The sequence below is a fragment of the Acidisoma sp. PAMC 29798 genome (assembly GCF_030252425.1).
GTDB classification, from domain to species: Bacteria; Pseudomonadota; Alphaproteobacteria; order Acetobacterales; family Acetobacteraceae; genus Acidisoma; species Acidisoma cladoniae.
Genome location: NZ_CP126996.1, coordinates 95,486 through 117,776, shown reverse-complemented (window position 1 = coordinate 117,776; position 22,291 = coordinate 95,486). Strand labels below are relative to the sequence as shown.

Genomic DNA, 22,291 nt, shown 5'->3' with positions numbered 1-22,291 from the left:
GGCGCTACGGACGGACCTGCGGCGAAGGCCTGCGGCTCAAGGTCAGGAAGGTCACGAGGCTCAGGATGACGGCCAGGAAGACGAGGCTGGTGACGACCGTGCCGAGCCCCAAGCCGCCGTCTGTCCTGGGCTGCGCCAGCAGATCCCCACAGGAGGCGCCGAAGGGCCGTGTGAGGATATAGGCGATCCAGAAGGCGGCGACCGCGTCGAGAGCAAAGACGTAATAAGTGAGGGTGACGACGGCGATCAGCGACCCGAAGATCACGGCCGCCGCCAAGTAGCCGAGCTGCAGCCGTTCGGCCGCCAGGTCCCCAGCCGCCGTGCCCAAGGCAAAGGTGAGGAGGATAGCGGCCCAATAGAACACTTCGCGTCTGGTCGTGAAGATTGAGTGGATCGAGATCGTCCGCTCCGTCGTGTACCAAAGGGTGAAGGTGAGCCCCAGCAAGAGCAGAAAGGAAAAGCTACTGAGGATCAGGCTCACGCCGAGGGTGTCACTCAGAGTGTCTGTGATGAGCGTGCCGACCACACTCACCAATACGACCGTCAGCCAGTAGATCCAAGGCACATATCGAGCCGCCCAAAACTGGACCGCGATGGCGATCGCAAGGAGGAGCGTCATGATCATCGAGGTGACGGGGAGACCAAAGCCGAGTGTCGCAGAGAGGAAGTCCGCGCCCGTCTCGCCCACCGTCGTCGCCATGATTTTGATAAGCCAGAAAATAATCGTGACCTCAGGCACCTTGTTCAGCATCGCTTGGGCGGGCCTGTTCTGTTCGTGCAGCATCGACACCTCTTTTATCATGCGGCAAGGCCGGCTCGTCGGATGACCTGTCGGCCATTGCGCGGGCTCACTTTGCAGAATGGCTATCTACATGACAGCAGGTTGGGTAACCCTGACCTGGACATTGGGAATTGCCAACCTTGGTGCTTAGAGATGACGGATACAGGTGGGCCCGCTACCATCGTCACGGGCCATCATGATCAAGCGGCTGCCGGCGCTCATCGGACGGGCAAGCGGATCGACGGTCGATGAACGTCTGGTGATAGAGTGAGAGGCAGAAAGATGAGTGCAGTCGTGTCGTCATCCGAGAGCCGCGCGGGCGCGTTCGCCAGAGTTCCTGCCATCACAGCCTATTTTTGGATCATCAAATTTCTGACAACCGCGATGGGCGAGGCGGCCTCCGATTATGCCGTGCATCGCAGTCCGCTCGAGGCAGTGGCTTTGGGTGCGGCTGGATTAGCCGCGGCGCTGGCAATCCAATTCAGCTTGCGACGCTATCTCGCCTGGAGTTACTGGCTTGTGGTCGCCATGATCAGCGTGTTCGGCACCATGGCGGCTGACCTCGTCCACAAGGCCGGCGTTCCGCATCCGGTATCTACCCTCGTCTTCGCAATTCTCCTGGCGGCGACATTCATCCTGTGGAATGCCGTGGAGAAGTCGCTTTCGGTTCACAGTATTTTCACATTACGTCGAGAGATGTTTTACTGGGTTACGGTCTTCGTGAGCTTTGCCTTCGGCACAGCTGCTGGAGATTGGACAGCCGGTAGTCTGCATCTTGGGAATCTGCTGTCGGGCGTTCTGTTCGCGATCTTGTTTGTCATCCCAGCCATCGGCTATTGGAAATTCGGCTGGAACGACATCTTCGCATTTTGGTTTGCCTATGTCATGACGCGGCCCTTGGGCGCATCCTTCGCAGATTGGTTTGGCAAGCCCGCAAGCCATGGTGGCCTTGGCTATGGCCAAGGTCTTGTCTGCGTGGTCCTGACCTTTTTCATTGTGATGTTGGTGGCGTATCTGTCGGTCAGCAAACGAGATGTCAGTCCCCATTCGCCTCCACAGCTTGGCCGCGGCACCGCCTTTTGACGGGCGGTCTCATTGGCAATTAGGCTGCGTCCAGGCGGCAATCGGCAATCGGCCATCACCGTCTCATCCTTAAGCACAGCCAGTGATCGCCCAATCCGCGCCTTGCGCGCCAGTGCCGATCTTTGACGATCGGACGAGAGAGGGTGGTCGTTGCGAACGAGATGCGTTCGCGACGACTAGCCTGGCTAACGGATCTCTCCCGTGTTGAAAACCAGTCTGGCCCGCTACTGGCTCGCCGTCGGCGCGCCAGCCGTCGTCCTTACCCTATCCTCCGCGACACCCGTACACGCCGCCGATGCGCCGGTGCTGACCCTGTACTCGGCACAGCACGAGCAGGTGATCGACATGCTCACCACCGCCTTCACGAAGCAGACGGGTATCCAGGTCCAATCGCATGCAGGTGAAGGGCCGGACATTGCGAACCAGCTCGTCCAGGAAGGTTCGTCCTCTTCGGCAGACGTCTTCATGACGGAAAATTCGCCGGAACTGATGCTTCTCGATGAAAAGAAGCTGCTCACCTCCGTCAATCCGTCCACGCTTTCGGCTGTGCCGCCCACAGATAGCGCCCCAAGTGGCAACTGGGTCGGGGTCCTGGCGCGGGAGAATGTGCTGACATTCAATCCGGCCTTGATCCAGGACAGCGCCTTACCGGTGTCGCTGCTCGATCTCGCCAAGCCCGCGTGGAAGAACAAGATCGCCATCGCCCCGAGCGACAGCGACTTTCTGCCGCTGGTCAGCGCCGTCCTGGCCCTCAAGGGGCATGACGCGACGCTCGCATGGCTCCAGGGGCTGAAGGCCAATGCGCAGGTCTTCGATGATGACGAAGCCGTCGTCGCAGCGGTCGATCGGGGCGCCGTCGCGACCGGCATTATCAACAGCTATTACTGGGCGCGGCTCGTCACCGAACAGGGCGTGGCAAAGTCCCATGCGCAAATCCATCACTTCACCAATGGCGACGCCGGCGCGCTGGTGAATATCTCGGGCGCTGCCATCTTGGCGTCTTCCAAAAACAAGGACGCTGCGCAGAAATTCCTCGCCTTCCTGGTCTCAAAGCCGACCCAGACCATGCTCGCGTCCTCGGACGTCGATTTCGAGTATCCGCTGGCCGAGGGCGTGCCGGTCAATCCGATGATGAAGCCCCGCGCCCAACTCCAGCCTCCGGCGATCTCCCTCGAAAAGCTGGGTGACGACCGCCCGGCCGCACAACTCCTCCGTGAGGCAGGGCTCATCTAAGGTCACTTCCGGTCGTCTTCGCGTGCGTTGGACACCGACGCGTCGTCCCCCGGCCGCCCTCCTGGCGGCCGGTCTCCTCGCGGGTCTGCTCGTTCTGGTTCCCATCGTCTGGACAGGCGGCCTCGCACTCGACGTCGGCTTTTCCGATGCACGTCTGCTGCTGTTTCGCCCGCTGGTCGCGCAGTTACTGCTCAATACCGTCGCCCTCATCGCGGCCACCACCCTCGTCACCAGCGTCGTCGCGACCTCCGTCACAAGCTGCCTGGAGTGGCGATTATGAGGCGGGCCAATCTGACGCGTCTCCATCAGGCAGAGCGGCTAGATTGGAGCCGTGCCTGCATGGATAGCGCCGTATCCCTCCGGCAGCGGCCGCCTTCCGATATTTGTGGATATCGCGGAGGGTAGGCGCAGCGGCATTCGTGACCAGATAAGTGACGCGAAAAACCTATGGAGGTCGCTTTGCGATATATTTTCCCGGCACTGCTCCTATCCGCCATGTTCAGCCTAAACTGCGCCCATGCGGCAAATATGGTCTCGTCAGAGGACCGAACCTTCATTGCGAAGGTGAGCCAGGGGGGCATGTTCGAGGTCGCGGCCGGAGAAGCGGGGGCTGCTCAGGGTAACACCCAGGACATACGGGACCAGGGAGCGACCGAAGCGCATGACCACACTCTGGTTGGCGCGAAGCTCAAGACGATCGCCACCGCGGCAGGAGTCACCTTCCCAGACACTTTGAACGCCGAGTTCCAGCACGAACTCGATAGCCTGAGAGGCACATCTGGCCGCGCCTTCGACGCTGCGTACCTAGCCGAAATGAAAGTCATCCATGTAAAGGACGGCGCCGCCTTCGCCGTGGAGGCAAAATCCGGCAGCGACCCGAAACTCCGGGCCTTTGCCGCGGAAACCCACCGTATCGTCCTGCGTCATATTGGAGAGTTGGATGCCTTTGGTCCCTGACCGAATAGGTCAGCGCCGAGCGGTGGGAATGTCAATCGGCGTGCAAAAGGGGCTCTGACTCACTTTTGGTGGATGTCGAGCTCATAGGGGCCAATAACGCGCGCCTGAAGGAGATCGAGCTTCCCTCGACCATACATCTGGCGTTTGACGAGCTTCAGCTTTGTGATCTGACCCTCGGTCTGTCCGTTTGACCAGGCCGATGTGATCGCAGCGGTGACAGCCGCTTTGTCCCTGAGGACGCCGTTGGCGAACGACATGACGAGGCTCGGTTGCGCCCGCTCTAACCATGGGTCGAGCATGTCCAGGCATCGCTTGCGCACCATCGCTTGAAAACCGGCAACGATCTTGCGTGCTTGCACGAGGAGCGGCACACCGGCCTCGATGGCGGCCACCGTGACCGCTTCGGACCGCGACAGCTGATCGCGACTGATGGTCAGCAACCGCGCAATGGTTCGTGCCGCAGGTGTTCGGCTCGGCGCGTTATCTGTTTTGTCCTCTTGGCGCCGACGCGTGGCCCATTCGCTGACGACGCGCATGCAACCGCGAAAACCCTTCTGCTTCAGCAGCCGCCAAAGTGCAGCTGCGTTGCGATCACCAGCGGCCCAGCGCTCGTCAAGCCAAGGCAGATACAGCTCGAGCGAGCTCTCCCGCATGCGGAAGATATCGGAGCGCTGTCCACGCAAGATCCGCCGGACGAGGCCGCGGCTGTATCCGGTTCGGCGCATGATCTCCTTGATCGCGATCCCGTCCTTGGCCAGGCAGAGAATGGCGGCGTTGTCTTCTTCTCGGCGGAGATAGCCTTCGTATTGGATCCGTTCGGCAGCGGTGAGCAGGCTGGGGTTGATCGTGGCCGCGCCGATCACAGAGCGGATCTGACGTATCGACTTTCGGACCGCATCGAGAAAGGCGCGGCTCGCATTTTCCATAAGGTGCCAGCGGTCGGCAACCTGGGTCGCATCGGGCAACGCTTTGGCCGTGGCGAGGGCGTATGCCCCGCCACGATCGCGCGCAACCACTGCGATCTGCGGCTGCTGCGACAGCCATTCCCTTGCTGTCGCGGGCTCACGATCAGGCAGAAGCGCGATCGTTCGCCGCCGCTCCAAATCACAGATCAGCGTTCCGTAGCGGTGATTGCGCCGCCACGCCCAGTCGTCGATCCCGATGACGGTCGGCCGCACAAAAGGCGGACTGCCGCGTCGGCGGATGACCCGCAGCAACGTATCCCTGCTGACCGGCACCATGAGCCGACGCGCAAAGCTGGCCGCCGGTCGGCCGCCCAGTGCCAGACCAAGATGATGGACAATATGATCGAGACGCGCCGTTCTGCGTGCCCACGGGACTAGCACGTCATCGTCGAAGCGCTCGGCGAACACACGCCGCCCGCATAGAACGGTCCGACAATAGAACCGACGCGCTCGCACCCTGAGGCGAACCGGACGCCCAGCGATCGGCAGGTCCGCCAAGCACCGATGATATCGGCTATGAACACTGCCGGATTGCGTTCCACACCCAGGACAGACGCTCGCGGTTTGAACAGAGCGCACGGTGATCAGCGCGCTCGCGCCATCGCTCGTGACCTCATCGACGACGAAACCGCGTGGAACGAGAGCAGTGGCGCGAAAAATTTGGGGTATGGTAACGAACTCCCTCGATGATCCGAGCCAGACAGCACCCCATTCAATCAAAAGTGAGTCAGAGCCCAAAAAGGACCCCACTTGTTCTGCTGACGCCGCTGTATTGGTGTGCGCTCCTGAGCCGTAGGCGAAGGGTTGCACATCAATGCGGTGTCGATTTCTGGTGGAGGGGGGAGAACTCAGGCGCAGTTCTTGAGGCGCCAGCTCTCGTTGCCGGTCTCGACGATGTCGCAGTGGTGGGTCAGGCGGTCGAGTAGGGCCGTGGTCATCTTGGCGTCGCCGAACATGCTCGGCCACTCGCCGAAGGCGAGGTTCGTAGTTACGATCACCGAGGTCTGCTCGTAGAGGAGCCGCAGGTTCATAACACCCTCTAGGGAGCGGTTCGACTGCCGACTAGGTCGTGGGCGCCGGCTAAATCGCTGCCCGCCAAGCACATCTCAATTGCCGCTGGCGGGAATAAAGAAAAGCTCGCATTTTCCCGGCCAGGCCCACGACTTGTCACGATGAGCGGCACTCCGGTCGCTGATTGCACCCCCGCTATCTGAGCTGCTGCCGGTTTGGTGGACACCGAGATTAAGGTGTTTCGCGAGATTGGAGGATGCAAATGACGCGACGACAGTTCAGCCGGGAGTTCAAGCTGGAGGCGGTCCGGCTAGTTAATGAACGTGGGATTTCATTGGTGCAGGCCAGCCGGGACCTGGATGTGGGCGAAAGCATTCTGCGACGATGGATCAAGGAGGTTACCTCGGATCCTGGGCAGGCGTTTCCGGGCCAGGGCCAGCTCAAGCCGGATCAGCAGGAGATAGATCGTCTGCGGCGTGAGGTCGCAAGCTCAAGGCGGAGCACTATATCCTAAAAAAAGCCTACTTCGCGAGGGAGTCGATATGAAATTCGGCTTCGTGGCGAAGCATCGAGGGATTTGGCCGGTGCGGTGGCTTTGCGAGGCGCTCGGTGTCTCACGCAGTGGATTCCACGCCTGGCTCACCCGATCGCCCAGCGCTCGGGCACGCAGCGACGAAATTCTCGGCGCGCACGTCAAGGCCAGCTTCGTCGGCAGCGACCGGACCTATGGCGCCCGGCGCGTCTGGCATGACGTCCTGGCCGAGGGTGACGTGTGTGGCTTGCACCGCATTGAGCGGCTCATGCGCGAGCAAGCCTTACGGGCCCGACCGCGCCGCAGAGGCCTGCCATCCGACAAGGGCGAGCGGAACGAGGCGGCTGCCAACGTGCTGGACCGCCAATTCGTAGCTACAGCACCGAACCAGAAGTGGATCGCCGACTTCACCTATCTTTGGACGGCAGAAGGTTGGCTCTACGTGGCTGCCGTCATTGACCTTTTCTCGCGTCGTGTCGTGGGCTGGTCGATGAGCGTCACAATGACAGCTCAGTTTGTGGCCGACGCGTTAATGATGGCGATCTGGCGCCGCGGCAAACCAGATGCGTTGCTGCATCATTCGGACCAGGGAAGCCAGTACAGCAGTGAACAGTTCCAGAAGCTCTTGGCAGATCATAACGTTAGTTGCAGCATGAGTCGGTCAGGGAATGTCTGGGACAATGCGGCAATGGAGAGCTTCTTCTCCTCGCTGAAAACTGAGCGAACAGCCCGCAAGGTATATCGCACGAGGGACCAGGCTCGAGCCGACGTATTCGACTACATCGAACGGTTCTATAATTTACGCCGACGCCACTCGACCATCGGCTATCTCAGCCCTATGGAATTCGAGCGGAACAAAGCGTCAGGCTAAGGTGCGTGTCCACTAAACCGGCAGCAGCTCAATCAGCCCGGCGGTGATGCCTGCTCTTTGCTGACCAACCTGCCACCAGTTGACGATATCTCCGACCTGAACGAAGCAATGAAGGCCATGGAGGACGAGAACCGCCGTCTAAAGAGGATGTTTGCCGAGCTGAGCATGCAAAATGAGCTACTCAAGAAGGCTCTGGGAAAAAATAGACCGGCCATCTCAACGCCGCGAGATGGCCGGAGTTGCTGTGGCGAGGCGGGGTGCCAGCATTGCGTTGGCGTGCCGGACGTTTGGGGTGAGCGAGACGTGCATTCGCTTTAAGGCTAACATAGCCGATTTTCTAGGTTCGCATACTGCGAAATCGTATTACCGTGTTCAATACGCGCCGCGGAATTTCACTTCTGATTGTATCGATATTCTCACCGATCAAAGCCCTTAAAATCAAGGGTGGATATAACTGTTCTAGAAACCGGCTCGCCGTTTCTTTATCAGGAAGCCGATCTACATTTGCGTCAGAGATAACTCCCGATTGGTGTTCGGCGGCCAGAACCCGATAAATAATCTCAACGGCGCGCTGCCGACCAAACTCGTCAACCAATCGAGCCAGTGACGGAAAGCGCGGTGCTTCGCCAATGACCACGCGGGTTAGAGAGACGGCCTCCGCCGTTAACATCCTGTCTAGCAAAAACAATGTGGTCTGAGTCAGCCTGTCACCGCTTTCGATCGTCCCGACCGCAGTTTCAGCCAGCGCCAATCGCTTATCAATGCTACGCCGGATTACCGCTCTGAACAAAGCCTCCTTATTAACATATCGCGCGTAGATCGTGGCCTTACCTGCATGAGCCATCGAGGAAATTTGCTCAAAGCTGACACCTTCATAACCCTGTTCCATAAACAAAGCCGTCGCGGCGTCCAGTATGCGCGCCTCAACCTCCCCGGTTTCCGTGTTCGGCGGGCGGCCAACGCGCGGAGTCCTAGTTTGGGGCGCCGAAGAGGCAGAAAAACGGTTTCGTGTAGGCATTTTGTTTGCACGCGCCTTTCATTACGAACTTTATATCGCAAATCGCCCAATCCACCTACCGGCAAAACAGATTTGGAATTTAATAGGAACTGAACGTAGCCGTTCTGTTGACTTGTGGGAATGGCTACCCATAATGTGAGCAGGGCGGTTTCAGCCAGGAGCTTAATATGGACGGTGCAGGACAGCAGCAGCGGTTTAAAACCCCCGGCGATGCCACAGGTGAGCAGAGCTTGCACGGGCCTGCCACGGAAATCGAAACAGGGGTAGGCGATCCTGCCGTGAGCAAACCACCACCCTCCAAACGCAAGCGTCTTGTGATTGCGGGGGGCGTTCTGCTGGTTGTGTGCACACTTGTCGTCCTCGGTTTCTGCTACTGGCTCCATGCAAGGCAGTTTGAGAGTACCGACGATGCCTTCATCGACGGTTTCCAAAGCAAAGTGGCGTCGCGCGTGAGTGGCCCGGTGGTGGCCCTTCTGGTGGGCGACAATGACCAAGTGAAAGCCGGGCAACCCATCCTCGAACTCGACCCGCGTGATTATGAAGTGAGCCTGGGCCAAGCGCAGGCCAACGCCGCCAACGCCGCCGCACAGGCCGCACAGGCGCGCGCCGACCTGCAAGCTATGCAAGCGGATTTGAATGAGGATAATGCCCAGGTTCTGGTGGCCCAGGCCGATGCCACGCAGGCGCGGCAGGACCTGGCTCGCTATGAAGCGAGCAGCCCGGATGCGATCTCTCGCCAGCAGTTTGATCAAAGCAAGGCGACAGCGTTGGGTATGAACGCAAAATTGGAGAGTGCACGCCAGGCGGTCAATGCAGGGCAGGCCCAACTGGCTGCCCAACAAGCCAAAATTGACGCGGCCGATGCTTCGTCACGTCAAGCCGCCGAATCGGTCAAAAATGCTGAGCTTCAGCTTAGTTATACTCATATCTGCGCACCGGTGGCAGGACGAATTACGCAGCGTTCGGTCGATGTCGGCAATTATGTAATGCCAGGACAGGCTTTGTTAGCCATTGTCCCCAGCAGGGTCTGGGTGACAGCAAATTTCAAGGAAACACAGCTCACGCACATGCGAGTTGGGCAGCTAGTCACCGTAACAGTCGATGCCTATCCGGGCCACCCTCTGCACGGCCATATAGAAAGTCTACAACGCGGCACGGGATCGTTTTTCAGTACGCTGCCGGCCGAAAACGCGACCGGAAATTACGTGAAGGTCGTGCAAAGGGTGCCTGTAAAAATTGTTTTTGATGGTGATGACTGGCATAATTATCCTCTCGCACCAGGCATGTCCGTGATTCCCGAAGTCACAGTGCGTTAAGATGGCACGGCCCGATCCGTACGCGGAGTTACCGCGTTCTGCCGCCGGAGCATATAACCCCTGGCTGATTGCGATCATTGTTTCGATAGCTACATTTATGGAGGTGCTTGACACCACCATCGCCAATGTCTCGCTCACCCATATCGCAGGAGCCCTGGGCTCGAGTGAAGACGAAAGCACTTATATCCTGACCAGTTATTTGGTGAGCAATGCCATCGTTCTTCCGATCAGCGGCTGGCTGGCGCAAGTGATTGGCCGCAAACGGTTTTACATGCTGTGCGTAACGCTGTTTACCGTAAGCTCCGTTGCCTGCGGTTTTGCCACCTCGTTACCCATGATGCTGGCGTTTCGTGTGCTGCAAGGTATCGGCGGTGGCGGCCTTGCCCCCGTCGAGCAAAGTATTTTTGCTGACACCTTTCCCGAACGAAAGCGCCCCTTGGCGTTCGCGATTTACGGCTTGACGATTATTACGGCGCCCGCCATTGGGCCCCTGGTGGGTGGGTGGGTGACCGACCATTATTCCTGGAACTGTGTCTTTTTCATCAATCTTCCGGTTGGTATAATCTCGCTTTTGCTTACATGGCGTTTCGTCAGCGACAGCCCCCAAGTCAAGAAAGACCGTGAGGCGCTGCTCTCCCATGGTTTGAAAATCGATTATGTCGGGTTCGCCTTGGTCGTGATTGGTCTGGGTGCATTGCAGATTGTGCTGGACCGGTATGACCGGGACGATGGTTTCTCCTCCACCTTCATTGTGGCGCTCTCCGTGATTGCGGCGGTCGGGCTGATCAGCCTGGTGGTGTGGGAGCTGTTGAACGACCACCCGATCGTCAATCTGCGGCTGTTCAGCATACGGTCGTTCGCGATTAGCGCGCTTATGCTTTTCGTCGTTGGATTCATGATCAACAGCACCACGGAGCTGTTGCCGCAATTGACACAGTCGCTGCTGGGTTACGACGCTACGACGGCAGGTTTAACCCTCGCTGTCGGCGGCATGCTGACATTGCTGGTGCTGCCCTTTGCCGGCATCCTCAGTAACATCGTGCAGCCAAAATGGCTGGTTTTCATCGCCATGACGGGGACGGGTATCGCGCTTTGGCACGCCACCGGTCTTGACCTGTCGATGAATTTTGGCGCGGCCTCCACCGTGCGCGCATCGCAGATCATGTGGATGCCGTTCCTTATGGTGCCGCTGACATCGATTCAATTTATCGGCGTACCGCCAAACCAGACCGGCAATGCCTCGGCTCTATCAAACATGATGCGCAATCTAGGAGGCAGTGTCGGCGTGTCACTTTCGACCACGTTGCTGGATCAACACACGCAAATGCATCATGCAATCCTAGCGCAGCACGTTACGCCCTATACGGGCTACGACATCACGTCTTCGCTAACCGCGATCGCTGGGCAGGTCCAAAATCAGGCTTTGATGATGAGCTATCTCGATGTCTTTGCTGTCCTGGGGACAATCGCATTGCTCGTAGCGCCTCTCTGTATCTTTCTGCCCAAGCGCCCGAAGGGAACTTCCAGTGCGGCTCATTAGGCACTATATTTTACTGGTTATGCCGGTTTTGACCGCCTGCACAGTCGGGCCTAACTTCAAAGCGCCGTCATCGATGACAGCCCCAAGTTTGCTAGAGGGACATACAACGAGTGCCGTTCCAAGTAAGCCAGTCGCTGACGATATTAATGCGCGCTGGTGGGAGTCTTTCAACGACCCGGTGCTCAACCATCTAGTGAAAGAGGCGATTCAGACTAACCTTGACGTCAAGGAAGCACAGGCCAAATTATTACAAAGCCGTGCCCAACTGCGGGTCACTAGTGCGAACCAGTATCCAAAGATCGATGGGGATGCGTCATACGACCGCGAACGGATCAGCCCCAACGGGGTTGACAGTCTTCTCGGAGGCGGCGGTTCTGGGGCCTCGCCGCCGTCTAGCTCCACAAGTGCTGGTGCGATCCCACCCTTTGATCTGTTTCAAAGCGGCTTCGATGCGTCGTGGGAGCTCGATCTCTGGGGAAGTGAGCGGCGCCAGGTGGAGAATGCCGGCGCCACATCGCAGGCGCAGGCAGAGGCGCTGCACGATACAATGCTCTCGACCATCGCCGAGGTCGCGAACGATTACTTGCAGCTGCGCGGTACCCAGGACACGTTGCGAATCACGCGAGAAAATCTGCAAAGCCAACAGCGCAGCGTTAGTTTGACCGCAGAACGCGCGCATCTGGGGCTCGCCAGCGACCTCGACGAGCAACAATCACGCGCCCAGGCGGAATCGATCGCCGCCCAAATCCCGCCGCTCGAACAGCAGCAAGCACAGCTGATAAATGCACTTAGCCTTTTGTTGGGGGAGTATCCGCAGACGCTTCGCGCTGAACTCGAAGTCCCGGGCGCGGAGCCGCCTGTCCCACCGAGCGTGCCGGTGGGTCTACCGTCACAGCTTATTGAACGGCGACCGGACATACGCGAGGCAAGCGCAAACCTTCATGCTGCGACCGCAGCTATTGGCGCAGCTGAAGCTGACTTTCTTCCTAAAGTCACACTTTCAGGTAATTTGGACATCCAGGCGACTACGTTTTCCGCGCTAGGTAACATTGTTAATAATACCTATTCGTTTGGACCGAGCGTTTCGATCCCAATTTTTGAGGGGGGGCGGTTGCGCGGAACGCTGGCTCTTAGACGCGCGCAGCTAGATGAGTCAGCCGCCGATTATCAAAAAACGGTGCTTTCTGCGTTTCGTGACGTCGATAACGCCCTGACTGCTTACGACGACGAACAGCGCCGGCAGGCGCACCTCGACGCTGAAGTAATCGCCTCTCGGCACGCGCTTAAAATTGCAAATGACCAATACCGGCAAGGTTTCACAAATTATCTTTCTGTTCTGACATCGGAACAATCCTTATTTTCGGCGGAACAGGAGCAAGCAAGTAGCCGGCAGACTATCGCAACAAATCTGGTCTCATTGTATAAGGCTTTGGGCGGAGGCTGGGATATAAACGATCAAATAAACGCCAGCACAGGAACCTAATCGAGCCTCAAAATGTTCTAGGTTCTGTTGACAAAAGGTCTTCCCTATCGAGAGAAGCTGTGATTCAAGGCTGGTCTTTGCGGAGACTGGCGCGTGCGCGGCGATCTGGCGGACCAAGAATGGGCAATCATCGGCGAGCTGTTGCCGCCTGAGCGGGGCCGCCGGTCACGACCGGCGCAAGACAATCGGCGGTTCCTCAACGGCATGCTTTATGGGCCTCACCCAACAGCGCTGCTACCAGCCGCAAAGTAAGCGCGCTGCCTGAGCCGCGCGGCTACGCCGGCTGCTTATGTGTCCCGAGTACGCAGTAAACGCTGGCACGGCCGATGCCAAGGCGACGAGCGATGGCGGTAGGCCCGAGTTTCTCTTCATCGCGCAGACGCCGCAGCTCAACCAGATCGATCGTGGGTTTGCGGCCCTTGTAGATACCAAGGGCTTTCGCGGCCTTGATGCCTTCGAGCTGGAGCTCGCGGCGCAGGTTGGTCTTGAACTCGGCGAACACGCCCAGCATGTCGAGGAACGCCTTGCCGGCTGCGGTGTAGGTGACGGCACGGCCGCGCAGGTGGACATAGGCGGCCAACCAGACATGGCGGGCTGCGTCCGGATGGCGGCGCAGTTCATGGGGCGCCTCGACGGCCACGCGCTGGCGGCATGCTTCCAGGTCCTGCAGGCTCCAGTCCGTGAACAGCTCCGCGAGCAGGCCGATCCAGCGGATTGTGCCGAGCCTGGCCAGCTCTTCACGCAGGCTGGCAACGCTGGAGCGGCCGGGCCCGGCGCGCAGATAGATGAGGGGAGCGTCCACCCTGCCGTCCGGCACGGCCCCGTCCTCGGCATCACCGGTCGCCTTCGGTCCGGCAGGCTGCAGCAGGGCGCCCAGGCTCACGCGCATCGCCGGTGTCAGCCGGGCATGGACTGCGGCGATTCGCCCTTCCTCGTAGGCCCGCATTGCTGTGCGGACGATGCGCGCGATGCGGTCGGGGGTGGGCGGCTCGATACGGAGCGCCCGGCACTTGGCCTCAGCGTCCGCGGCAAGCTCAACGGGGTCGCGAGTCCGGGTAAGGGCCTTGTCGCGCAGCCATGTGCCGAGCGCCGCCGCGTCGGCGGCGCTCGCCTCGCGGAAACCGAACAGGGTGCGTATTTCGGCGCGCTGCCGCTCCGCCGTGCGGTCGGCAGCATCGGGCAGCAACGGTTCGGCGATGCTCGGCTCCGGCACGCCAAGGGCGCGCGCCAGCTCCGCCACCGCGGCCCCGTCCAGCTCGGCCGCGACGCGCGGGAAGCGGTCCCGGGCGCGGAAGAACAGCAGCATGACGGGGAAGCGCAGCCGGTTGGTCCAGCGTTTGGCCTCAACCAGGAGGCGATCCGCCGGAACCAGATCCCAGATGCCCTCGTGAATGGCCGACACGCAGCACCGCCGATCAGTTCCTGGTGCGCGGTGTCAGCAAGTCGGCTAGGCCAATGTCGCGGAACATCTCCCGGCGCATACGATCGGCGACACCGTTGACGACCTCAGCGCCGTCCTGCGCCGGGTCGATGTGAACCCGGAAGGGACGCTTGCCGAAGGAGGTGTCCACGACCCGCACGATGGCGCGCCCTACCTCGTCCGGGTCGGCGTCCTCGGGCGAGACGGCAGCCAGTCCCTTCAGCGCCTGATCGGACACCCCAGCGTAGAGGCCATCCTCGTACTCCGCCGCCCGGGCCATGTCGGACGGCTTGCCCGCATTAGAGAAGTGGTTGGTGCCCGTGGTGAACGATCTCGGAACGACGATGGTGGTCTCCACCCCCCCCAGCGCGCCAGTTCGCCCGCATAAGACACCGCAAGCGCATCCATCGCCGCCTTGGCCGCGAAGTAAGGCCCCAGGAAGGGCGGGGTGCCGCTCCGTGTTCGAGGACGAGCCGACCCACACCAGCAGCCCCTGCCGCCGCTAGCGCATGTGCGGCAGGGCGGCGCGGTTCAGCCGCTGGGTGCCAAGCACGTTGACATCGTATTGCTGCGCCAACTGCTCAGGCGTGAAGGCCTCGGCAGGGCCGAACACCATGTGCCCGGCGTTGTGGACGACCACGTCCAGCCGTCCAGCCTCCGCCAGCACATGGGACACGGCCGCGTCCACCGACGCGTCGGACTGCACGTCCAGCTCCACGGTGCGGAGGTCGGCGTGGCGCTGCTTTCCCCACGCCGAAAGCTCGGTGACGAGGGCCGCCCCCTTGCCGCCGGTGTCGCGCATCGACGCGGAGGTGGTGTGGCCGGCTTCGGCCAGGGCCTTGGCTGTCATAAGGCCGAAGCCGGACGAGGCGCCGGTGACGAGGATCACGGATCGGGATATGCGAGACTCTCCTATCGGGACGGTTGGTCAGCGATGAGCGGGGGACCGCACGAAGGCGATCAGATGACGCCGCCGTTCGCGCGCAGGATCTGGCCGTTGATCCAGGCACCGTCTGGGCCGACGAGGAACGAGACTGCGCGGGCGATGTCGTCGGGCTCGCCCAGCCGTCCGAGAGGGGACATCTTTGCCGCGCCTTCGACCGCCTCCTTCGGCTTGCCGTCCAGGAACAGCTTGGTCGCGACGGGACCGGGGGCGATGGCGTTGACCGTGATGTCGCGGCCCCGCAGCTCCTTGGACAGGATGTGCGTCATGGCCTCGACGCCGGCTTTTGTTGCCGCATAGATGCCGTAGGTGGGCTGGTAGAGGCCCACGACGCTCGAGGAGAAGCTCACGATGCGCCCGCCGTTGCGCAGGCGCCGGGCCGCTTCGCGAAGGCCGTTGAACACACCCTTGAGGTTGACGGCAACCTGCTGGTCGAACAGGGCATCGTCGGTCTCGGCCATCGGCGACAGCTTCATGATGCCGCCATTGTTGACGAGCACGTCCACGCCACCGAAAGCAGCCTCGGCCGCGTCGAACATGCGGACAACCGCGGCGGCGTCGGATACATCGGCCTGCGCCGTCGTGGCCCGGCCCCCGGCCGCCTCGATCTTGCGCACCAAGGCTTCGGCGCCCGCGGCGTTGCCGACATAGTTCACGACGACGGTGAAGCCGTCCTTGGCCAGCCGTTCGGACACGGCAGCGCCGATACCACCCGATGCGCCCGTGACGATCGCGACCTTCTGGGATGTGCTGCTCATGATGCCTTCTCCTGGTTTTCCGCGGGACGGCGGCTGGACCGCATCAGACATGGCGCTCCCGTCCGCGCGCATAATCGGGTATGATCCGGCATCACAATCCGACAGGCCGAACAATGGATCGCTTCGATGCCATGCGGGTGTTCACCCGGATCGTGGAGCGCAGGAGCTTCACCCACGCAGCCGAAGACCTCGGCTTGCCGCGCTCCTCCGTGACCGACGCCGTGAAGGCCTTGGAGGCCCGCCTTGGCGTTCCACTCCTGCAGCGAACGACGCGACATGTCAGCCCGACGCTCGACGGGGAAGCCTACTACCAGCGATGCCTGCGTCTGATCGCCGAGCTGGAGGACGCGGAGGGCGCCCTGACCGGGGCCAAGCCGCAAGGGCTGCTGCACGTGAACGTGCATGGGACGATGGCGAGCCACTTCATCGTGCCGCACCTGCCGGGCTTCCTGGCCGAATATCCTGGTGTCGAGCTGTTCATCAGCGAGGGCGACCGCTACGTCGACTTGGTGCGCGATGGCGTGGACTGCGCCATCCGCGTCGGGCGCCTGCCCGACAGCGACCTGATCACACGTCGTCTGACGACGCTCGAAGAGACGACGTGCGCGTCTCCCTCCTATCTCGCGCGCCACGGCATCCCTCAAGATCTCGACGCCCTGGACGGGCAGCGCATGGTCGGCTTCCACTCGTCGGCGACCGGCAGCGTGCTGCCCCTGGAGTTCATCAGCAGCGGCATGACGCGCACTGTCATCCTGCCGACGAGCGTCACGGTAAGCGGCGCAGAGACCTATGCAGCGGCCGCGCGCATGGGGTTGGGGTTGATGCAGGCGCCGCGCTACCGATTGGAGAAGGATTTCCGTCGCGGGGCACTGATACCGGTGCTGACAGACACCCCACCGTCGCCGTTACCTGTGTCGGTGCTCTATCCCCGTGCCAAGCAGCTCTCCCCGCGGCTGGGAGCCTTCCTGAACTGGTTGTTCACCAGCATCAGAAACGAAACGGTGGCCGAGTGAGGAGGGCACCGATCCTAGCCGGTTTCACCAAGGTATCCCGCAGATACAGTTCGACTGTTGTCCGTCAAACGATCCATGACCGGCCACCCCGGATGTGTCCGCCATTCCTGGCACAGACACGAGGTCCTGCCTCGTTCTCGGTGCAGGTCGTGACGAGTTAGGAGATCTTGCTCTGAGATAGGGAAGGAGAAGAAGATGAAAGCTATGTTCGCCTTCGGTCTCGGAATCCATGTGCTGGGCGCTGAGCGAGTTGGTGCGGAATGGGTCGTGTCTGCGCCTGGCGACGGCCTGTGTCCGGCCTGCGGCTGTCGCTCGAAGGCTCGGCACAGCAGTTACTGGCGGCGGCTACGAGACCTTCCAATGCATGGCATCCCGGTCGTCGTTCGCCTTCGGGTCGCCCGCCTGCGATGTCGCGAGGCCACTTGCGACCAGAAGATATTTGCCGAGCAGCCGGCTGGGCTAGCTGAGCCTCTGGTCCGACGCACGTGCCAGGTCGTCGACATCCTGCAGGCGCTCGGGCATGCCGCAGGTGGCAAACCCGCTGAGCGCATCCTATCAAAGCTCGGTCTTCAGGCCAGCGATGATACCGTTCTGCATCATCTCAAACGTCGCTCCCGCGCCAGATCACCGCGAGCCTCGCTCCGAGTGGTCGGGATCGACGACTGGTCCTGGACCAAGGGACAGACCTACGGAACGATCATGGTGGACCTGGAGCGGCGACGCGTGGTGGACATCCTGTCAGACCGAAGCTCGACCAGCACCGCAGCGTGGCTGCGTGCGTATCCGGGAGTCGAAGTCGTCAGCCGTGAACGTCATGGTCTTTATGCCGAGGGGGCGCGTGATGGTGCCCCGCAAGCGGTCCAGGTTGCCGACCGCTTCCACCTGCTGCAGAACCTGCGCGAGCGGATCGAGCAGCAGTTGGGCCGCTTGGGCAGACCACTTCGACGGGGCGCCTCCGTCGCGGCCGAAGCGGCAGATACCAGGGCCGGTCTCCACGGCGTGCGGGAAGACCTGTTTGCGCAGGTTCGTGCCCTCTACGACGCCGGCAAGACTGCAACGACGATTTGCGAGGAACTCGGCCTCAGCCATCGACGCGTGGACCGCTGGGTGAGGCTCGAGCGACTGCCACCGCGCAATGCGATCGCCAGGTCACCGCGTTCACCGGGACACTTCCACGACTACCTGGCCCGTCGCTCGAAAGAGGGTTGCACACTCGCGACCCGCCTGTTCACTGAGATCAAAGGTCTCGGGTACACGGGATGCTACACGCATTTGGCACGCCTTCTTGCGCCATGGCGAAGCAAGACAAGCAGCAAAGGCCAGGGAAACGCGCGACAGCCGCCCCCGTCATCAATACCGTTGCCTCGCGACCCTACCACCGGTCGGCCCCTCTCGCCCCTGACGGCGGGCGCATTGTGTATCAAGCCCCGCCCGCTGCTATCGGTCCGTCAAAGGGCAACGGTCGATGCGCTCAAGGCGAATTCGCCAGAGTTCGTGGTGATGCGGCAGCTCGCGATGCGATTTCGAGGCATCCTGCGTAGCCGAAACATCGACGCGCTTGGTCGATGGCTCAAGGACGCACACGACTGCCGAATATACGGGATGCAGCGCTTCGCCCGAATGCTGCAAAACGATTTGGACGCGGTGACGAACGCGCTCACGCTCCCCTGGAGCAACGGCCAGACAGAGGGCCAGATCAGCCGACTGAAGACCCTGAAGCGCTCCATGTATGGCCGCGCGGGAGTGGAATTGTTGCGAGCTCGGGTTCTTCCGTTCTGAATGCGTTGCCTGCACCGAGAACCAGGCAGGACGGCACTGTTGCAAAGCTTGGTCGAGGGCGCGCGAAGGTGACTATTGATCGTCGGGTTGGCTGGTCAAGCCGCTTCGAGCTGGAGCCGCTCGTTGAGAAACTGCGCTGCCTCGGCCAGGGCGGACGCGCCGAGGCCGAAAGCTCGCTCGACGATGCGGGCCTCCCCGCGAATGTCGCGGGTGACGTTAAAGGCTGACGCCTGTCCTTGCGAAGCGCGCGCATCACCTCGAAGCCCTTGATCGTCGCGTAGGCCGTCTTCAGCGTCTTGAAGCGTCGGACCGGCCGGATTAGCTGCTTCAGCTTGCCGTGGCGGCCTCGATGACGTTGTTCAAATACTTAACCTGCCGATGCAGCGTATCAGCCGGACACCTGCCCTTCGCCTTCAGCTCGGCCAGAGCGGCGGCGTAGGTCGGCGCCTTGTCGGTGTTGATGACGGAGGGCTTCTCCCAGTCCTTGAGGCCAGTCAACGCCTTGCCGAGGAAGCGCTTGGCCGCCGCGGTGTTGCGCGGGGGCGAAAGGTAGAACTCGATGGTGTTCCCGTGTTTGTCGAGGGCTCGATAGAGATACGCCCACTGCCCCCGAACCTTCACGTAAGTCTCGTCGACCCGCCAGCTCGCTGAACGCGGCCCGCGCCACTGCCAGCGCAGCCGCTTCTCGATCTCGGGCGCATACCGCTGAACCCACCGGTAGATCGTCGAATGGTCCGCCGAGACGCCGCGCTCGCCGATCATCTGCTCGAGATCGCGATAGCTCACCCCATAGCGGCAATACCACCGGACCGCCCAGAGCACGATCTCACCCTCGAAGTGACGCCCCTTGAAGTCCGACATGACCCGCTTCCCCCGCACGGAGCCCATCCCGACCTACGGCGACGAAGGTTGCAACAGAGCCCTTCAAGGCCTGGTGCCTCGAACGCAACCTTGAACCCATGCCGTCAACGCCTGAGATCGTCGGTGCCTATCTGGCAGACGCCGGCCGCGGCTACGCCCTCTCGACCCTTCGTCGCCGCCATCGCGCGAGCCCACCGGATGACCGGCGAGCCCCTGGACACTCGCCATCCCGCGATTTGAGAGACCCTCAGTGGGATCGCGCGGCTGCACGGCGAGCCGCCACGTCGGTCGGCGGCGCTGACGACTGGAGATATCAAGAAGCTTGTCGCGGCCTGTAGCGACGACATGGCCGGACTTCGGGATCAGGCTCTCGTCCTGGTCTGCTTTGCAGGTGCCCTGCGCCGGTCCGAACTTGTTGGGCTCGATGTCGAGCATGTGACATGGACACCGGAGGGCATGCGCCTCCTGATCATCCGCTCCAAAACGGATAAGGAGGGTGCCGGCGCCGAGGTAGGTCTGCCACATGGGCGATTTTCCCAAACCTGCCCGGTCATCGCTTTGAAGACTTGGCTCGAACAGGCGGAAATCTCCTCCGGCCCCATCTTCAGAAAAGTAGACCGCTGGGGCTCTGTCCACTCAGGGCGCCTGGACCCGGACGCCATTCGGCAGATTCTAAAAAAGCGCGCGGGCCAAGCTCAGATTAGCGGAACGATTTGGGAGCCCATCACGCCACACGGAATGCGGGCGGGTTTTGTGACGACCGCTTATAAGAACGGCGTCCCCGATGAAGAGATCATGGGCCACACCCGCCACCGCAGCTTGGCAACAATGCGCGGCTATGTAAGGCGGACCAAGCTGAACACGGCAAGTCCGGCCGGGAAGCTCGGGCTCTAAGTCAGACATTGTAGTCGCTCAATGTCGTTGAGTGAAAAGGTCGTTAAAAAGTATTGGCCATTGAAGTCTCCAAAATAATTCGATCTTGCAAGTCTGGTAAAGATGATCGATATGCGAGATAGATTTATTGAAAGCTCGTTCATGGCTCTCCAAGCGACTCGCGCCTTGCGCGGCACAAAGACTCTCACCCGAGCGTTCCACGAAGCGGCAGAGACAATCCCTCTCCATAGGCGCGCGGCGGTTGTCACGGCCGCACTTGCCTCCATCCGTGACGTCCTTAAGGCAGCGCGCGAAAGGGCCAAGGCCGCAAAGGCAATTACCCCCTCAACGACGAAGAAGCCGTTGGTTGGCAAGAATGCCGTTCGCAAGCTGCCTAAGGCGGCGTAGTCATCCGACCGTCTTCTCTCGGACTGCGGCTGGCGGCTTGTGACGTGAATACCGTGCGGCAGAGTCTGTTTACAAAATCTTAAAGGAATCCGACGTGTCGAAGGCTTTTATTGCCTCTGTGCTTCAGGAATCGGCAGAGCTAACTGGCGTCGCAGCCAATCGCGCTGCGGCCGATCTGATAGCCGCCATCGTCAAGGAGATGAAGCGTTCTGGCGGCTTCACCCTCCCGAGCTTCGGCACCTTCCGCGTCGTCAAGACCAAGGCTCGCAAGGGGCTAAACCCGCGTAACGGAGAGGCAGTCAAGGTCAAGGCAGGGAAAACCGTCAGGTTCAAAGCGTCCCCGACGCTCAAGAAGGCGGTCTGACCGCCGCTAAAATCCGCCGACGAGACTGAGTGAGATTGGACGAATTCCGAGCTCGGTCATTCAAGTGTTTCGACGCCCACCCGACCAGCCGCACTGACGGCAGCCTGGAAGCGGGCGACTGCATGTCTTGGCACGTCCCGCATGATGAATTCTGCGCCGTTTGGGATGCTCGTCGCCCAGATACTGGGCGTCACGAAGCATCGGGGTTTCCCGGTCAAGAACTGAATCCCCGGCCAGGCCGCGCTGCCCTCCGGTTTTGTAGCGAAGCGGCGTCTCTCGCCCGACAAGGTATACGGGCGCCTCGTAGGCCTCGAACACCCGCCGAATGGGGGGTCTGTTCATCGACGACGATGTGGAGCGTCACCAGGTCTTGCAGGCTGTCCGGCGACCCATCGACGGCCCATATGTCGAGGCAGAGCGCGCGAAGCGCCGGCTCCTCCTCGAGAGGAAAGACCCAGCTGATCTGAGGGCCCATCCATTTCCGACCGATTTGCTTTGAACGGATGGGTAGCAGGGGATGATAAGGCGCCTGAAGTTCAAGCCGTCCTATCGCCTCTCTGACGATGACCAAGTTCGATGTCCTCCAGATCTCAAGAAACTTAAACTGTATCGAGTCTGGTGCCAAACCTCATTGCATCGTCGATCCATGAATTCTTTGACTCCGCGTCAAACAATCAGCGTTATGAACCCCTGTTGGGAAGGGGTTGCCACGGCGTGCTCTTTTGAGTTGCCCCGCCGCCTTCGTCGCCCGTGGCTGGTCTCGGCAGTCCGGCCCCTGCAGTGGGAGCTGTTCGGGCTGGCTGCCAAGATACTGTGGAATCGACGACGAGCCGCCTGATCGAGGCGACAACCTCCAGGAAGATGGTAGAACTGCTGAATGGGTCCTAAGGAGCGAAAGCTAATGGCCAGCGTTCCTAATACGCCGTTGCTTGGGGATCGTCCCTTCGACTCTGGGATGAGACCCGGATCATTCTGCGGCATAGATCGCCGCTACCTCTACGGCGGCGTGGCCGCGGCGATCGTCATCTGCTTCTTTACTCTCAATCCTTTTCGGGAGGTGGGACCAGGAAGCCGCGGCGTCC

At 61.0% G+C, this 22,291-nt stretch carries 15 protein-coding genes and 8 pseudogenes; 14 read left to right on the top strand and 9 right to left on the bottom strand.

The features are described from left to right. Positions 1-4 precede the first annotated feature (4 nt). Entirely contained in the window at positions 5-784 is a 780-nt protein-coding gene (locus QP803_RS23325; RefSeq protein WP_284948200.1) for a COG4705 family protein, read from the bottom strand. Positions 785-1,063: 279 nt separating this feature from the next. On the opposite strand from QP803_RS23325, the gene QP803_RS23320 reads away from it, so the two are divergent. The 4 genes from QP803_RS23320 (at position 1,064) to QP803_RS23305 (ending at position 4,054) form a co-directional block, all read left to right on the top strand. Further along, positions 1,064-1,864, top strand: a complete 801-nt coding sequence (locus QP803_RS23320; RefSeq protein WP_284948199.1) for a COG4705 family protein — start codon at positions 1,064-1,066, stop codon at positions 1,862-1,864. Positions 1,865-2,065: 201 nt separating this feature from the next. Next, positions 2,066-3,097 (top strand): extracellular solute-binding protein, encoded by a 1,032-nt coding sequence (locus QP803_RS23315; protein ID WP_284948198.1) that lies wholly within the window; start codon positions 2,066-2,068, stop codon positions 3,095-3,097. 22 nt (positions 3,098-3,119) lie between these two features. Beyond that, complete coding sequence (locus QP803_RS23310; RefSeq protein ID WP_284948197.1) at positions 3,120-3,377, top strand: hypothetical protein; 258 nt, start codon at positions 3,120-3,122, stop codon at positions 3,375-3,377. Between the two features lie 167 nt (positions 3,378-3,544). Then, a complete protein-coding gene (locus QP803_RS23305) occupies positions 3,545-4,054 on the top strand; it encodes a DUF4142 domain-containing protein (RefSeq protein WP_350356117.1) in 510 nt (169 codons plus the stop codon). Positions 4,055-4,113: 59 nt separating this feature from the next. On the opposite strand, the gene QP803_RS23300 is transcribed toward QP803_RS23305, so the two are convergent. Together QP803_RS23300 and QP803_RS23295 are read right to left on the bottom strand one after the other, a co-directional pair. Then, positions 4,114-5,688 (bottom strand): ISL3 family transposase, encoded by a 1,575-nt coding sequence (locus tag QP803_RS23300; RefSeq protein WP_284948279.1) that lies wholly within the window; start codon positions 5,686-5,688, stop codon positions 4,114-4,116. Between the two features lie 179 nt (positions 5,689-5,867). Beyond that, positions 5,868-6,035, bottom strand: a pseudogene (locus QP803_RS23295) (ATP-binding protein); the annotation flags it as partial. 257 nt (positions 6,036-6,292) lie between these two features. Here QP803_RS23295 and QP803_RS23290 point away from each other — a divergent pair. Further along, positions 6,293-7,433 (top strand): annotated as a pseudogene (locus tag QP803_RS23290) (IS3 family transposase). A gap of 108 nt (positions 7,434-7,541) precedes the next feature. Further along, a pseudogene (locus QP803_RS23285) lies at positions 7,542-7,767 on the top strand (IS3 family transposase); the annotation flags it as partial. 3 nt (positions 7,768-7,770) lie between these two features. On the opposite strand, the gene QP803_RS23280 reads toward QP803_RS23285, so the two are convergent. Next, positions 7,771-8,451 carry a TetR/AcrR family transcriptional regulator gene (locus QP803_RS23280; protein ID WP_284948196.1) on the bottom strand — a complete coding sequence of 227 codons (681 nt, stop codon included), beginning with the start codon at positions 8,449-8,451 and terminating at the stop codon, positions 7,771-7,773. Positions 8,452-8,618: 167 nt separating this feature from the next. Here QP803_RS23280 and QP803_RS23275 point away from each other — a divergent pair, with 167 nt between their 5' ends. From QP803_RS23275 to QP803_RS24240, 4 genes and pseudogenes are all read left to right on the top strand, one after another. Further along, on the top strand, positions 8,619-9,767 hold the full coding sequence (locus QP803_RS23275) for an HlyD family secretion protein (RefSeq protein WP_284948195.1): 1,149 nt from the start codon (positions 8,619-8,621) through the stop codon (positions 9,765-9,767). 1 nt (position 9,768) lies between these two features. Beyond that, on the top strand, positions 9,769-11,307 hold the full coding sequence (locus QP803_RS23270) for a DHA2 family efflux MFS transporter permease subunit (protein ID WP_284948194.1): 1,539 nt from the start codon (positions 9,769-9,771) through the stop codon (positions 11,305-11,307). A gap of 19 nt (positions 11,308-11,326) precedes the next feature. Beyond that, positions 11,327-12,790: an efflux transporter outer membrane subunit gene (locus QP803_RS23265; protein WP_284948278.1), complete on the top strand. Its 1,464-nt coding sequence runs from the start codon at positions 11,327-11,329 to the stop codon at positions 12,788-12,790. A gap of 93 nt (positions 12,791-12,883) precedes the next feature. After that, a pseudogene (locus tag QP803_RS24240) lies at positions 12,884-13,003 on the top strand (IS5-like element ISMra2 family transposase); the annotation flags it as partial. Positions 13,004-13,064: 61 nt separating this feature from the next. On the opposite strand, the pseudogene QP803_RS23260 reads toward QP803_RS24240, so the two are convergent. From QP803_RS23260 to QP803_RS23245, 4 genes and pseudogenes are all read right to left on the bottom strand, one after another. Then, positions 13,065-13,334: pseudogene (locus QP803_RS23260) on the bottom strand (recombinase family protein); the annotation flags it as partial. A 414-nt stretch (positions 13,335-13,748) separates the two neighbouring features. Continuing rightward, positions 13,749-14,192: pseudogene (locus tag QP803_RS23255) on the bottom strand (DUF4158 domain-containing protein); the annotation flags it as partial. A 13-nt stretch (positions 14,193-14,205) separates the two neighbouring features. After that, positions 14,206-15,060, bottom strand: a pseudogene (locus tag QP803_RS23250) (SDR family NAD(P)-dependent oxidoreductase). Between the two features lie 110 nt (positions 15,061-15,170). Then, positions 15,171-15,911 (bottom strand): SDR family oxidoreductase, encoded by a 741-nt coding sequence (locus QP803_RS23245; RefSeq protein ID WP_284948193.1) that lies wholly within the window; start codon positions 15,909-15,911, stop codon positions 15,171-15,173. A gap of 113 nt (positions 15,912-16,024) precedes the next feature. Here QP803_RS23245 and QP803_RS23240 point away from each other — a divergent pair, with 113 nt between their 5' ends. Beyond that, entirely contained in the window at positions 16,025-16,924 is a 900-nt protein-coding gene (locus QP803_RS23240; RefSeq protein WP_284948192.1) for a LysR family transcriptional regulator, read from the top strand. Positions 16,925-17,119: 195 nt separating this feature from the next. After that, positions 17,120-18,703: an ISL3 family transposase gene (locus tag QP803_RS23235; RefSeq protein ID WP_284948191.1), complete on the top strand. Its 1,584-nt coding sequence runs from the start codon at positions 17,120-17,122 to the stop codon at positions 18,701-18,703. 95 nt (positions 18,704-18,798) lie between these two features. Here the strand turns inward: QP803_RS23235 and QP803_RS23230 are convergent. Then, positions 18,799-19,564, bottom strand: a pseudogene (locus QP803_RS23230) (IS6 family transposase). Positions 19,565-19,819: 255 nt separating this feature from the next. Here QP803_RS23230 and QP803_RS23225 point away from each other — a divergent pair. Further along, on the top strand, positions 19,820-20,458 hold the full coding sequence (locus tag QP803_RS23225; RefSeq protein ID WP_350356119.1) for a site-specific integrase: 639 nt from the start codon (positions 19,820-19,822) through the stop codon (positions 20,456-20,458). A 481-nt stretch (positions 20,459-20,939) separates the two neighbouring features. Beyond that, complete coding sequence (locus QP803_RS23220) at positions 20,940-21,209, top strand: HU family DNA-binding protein (RefSeq protein WP_284948190.1); 270 nt, start codon at positions 20,940-20,942, stop codon at positions 21,207-21,209. The last annotated feature ends 1,082 nt before the right edge of the window (positions 21,210-22,291 follow it).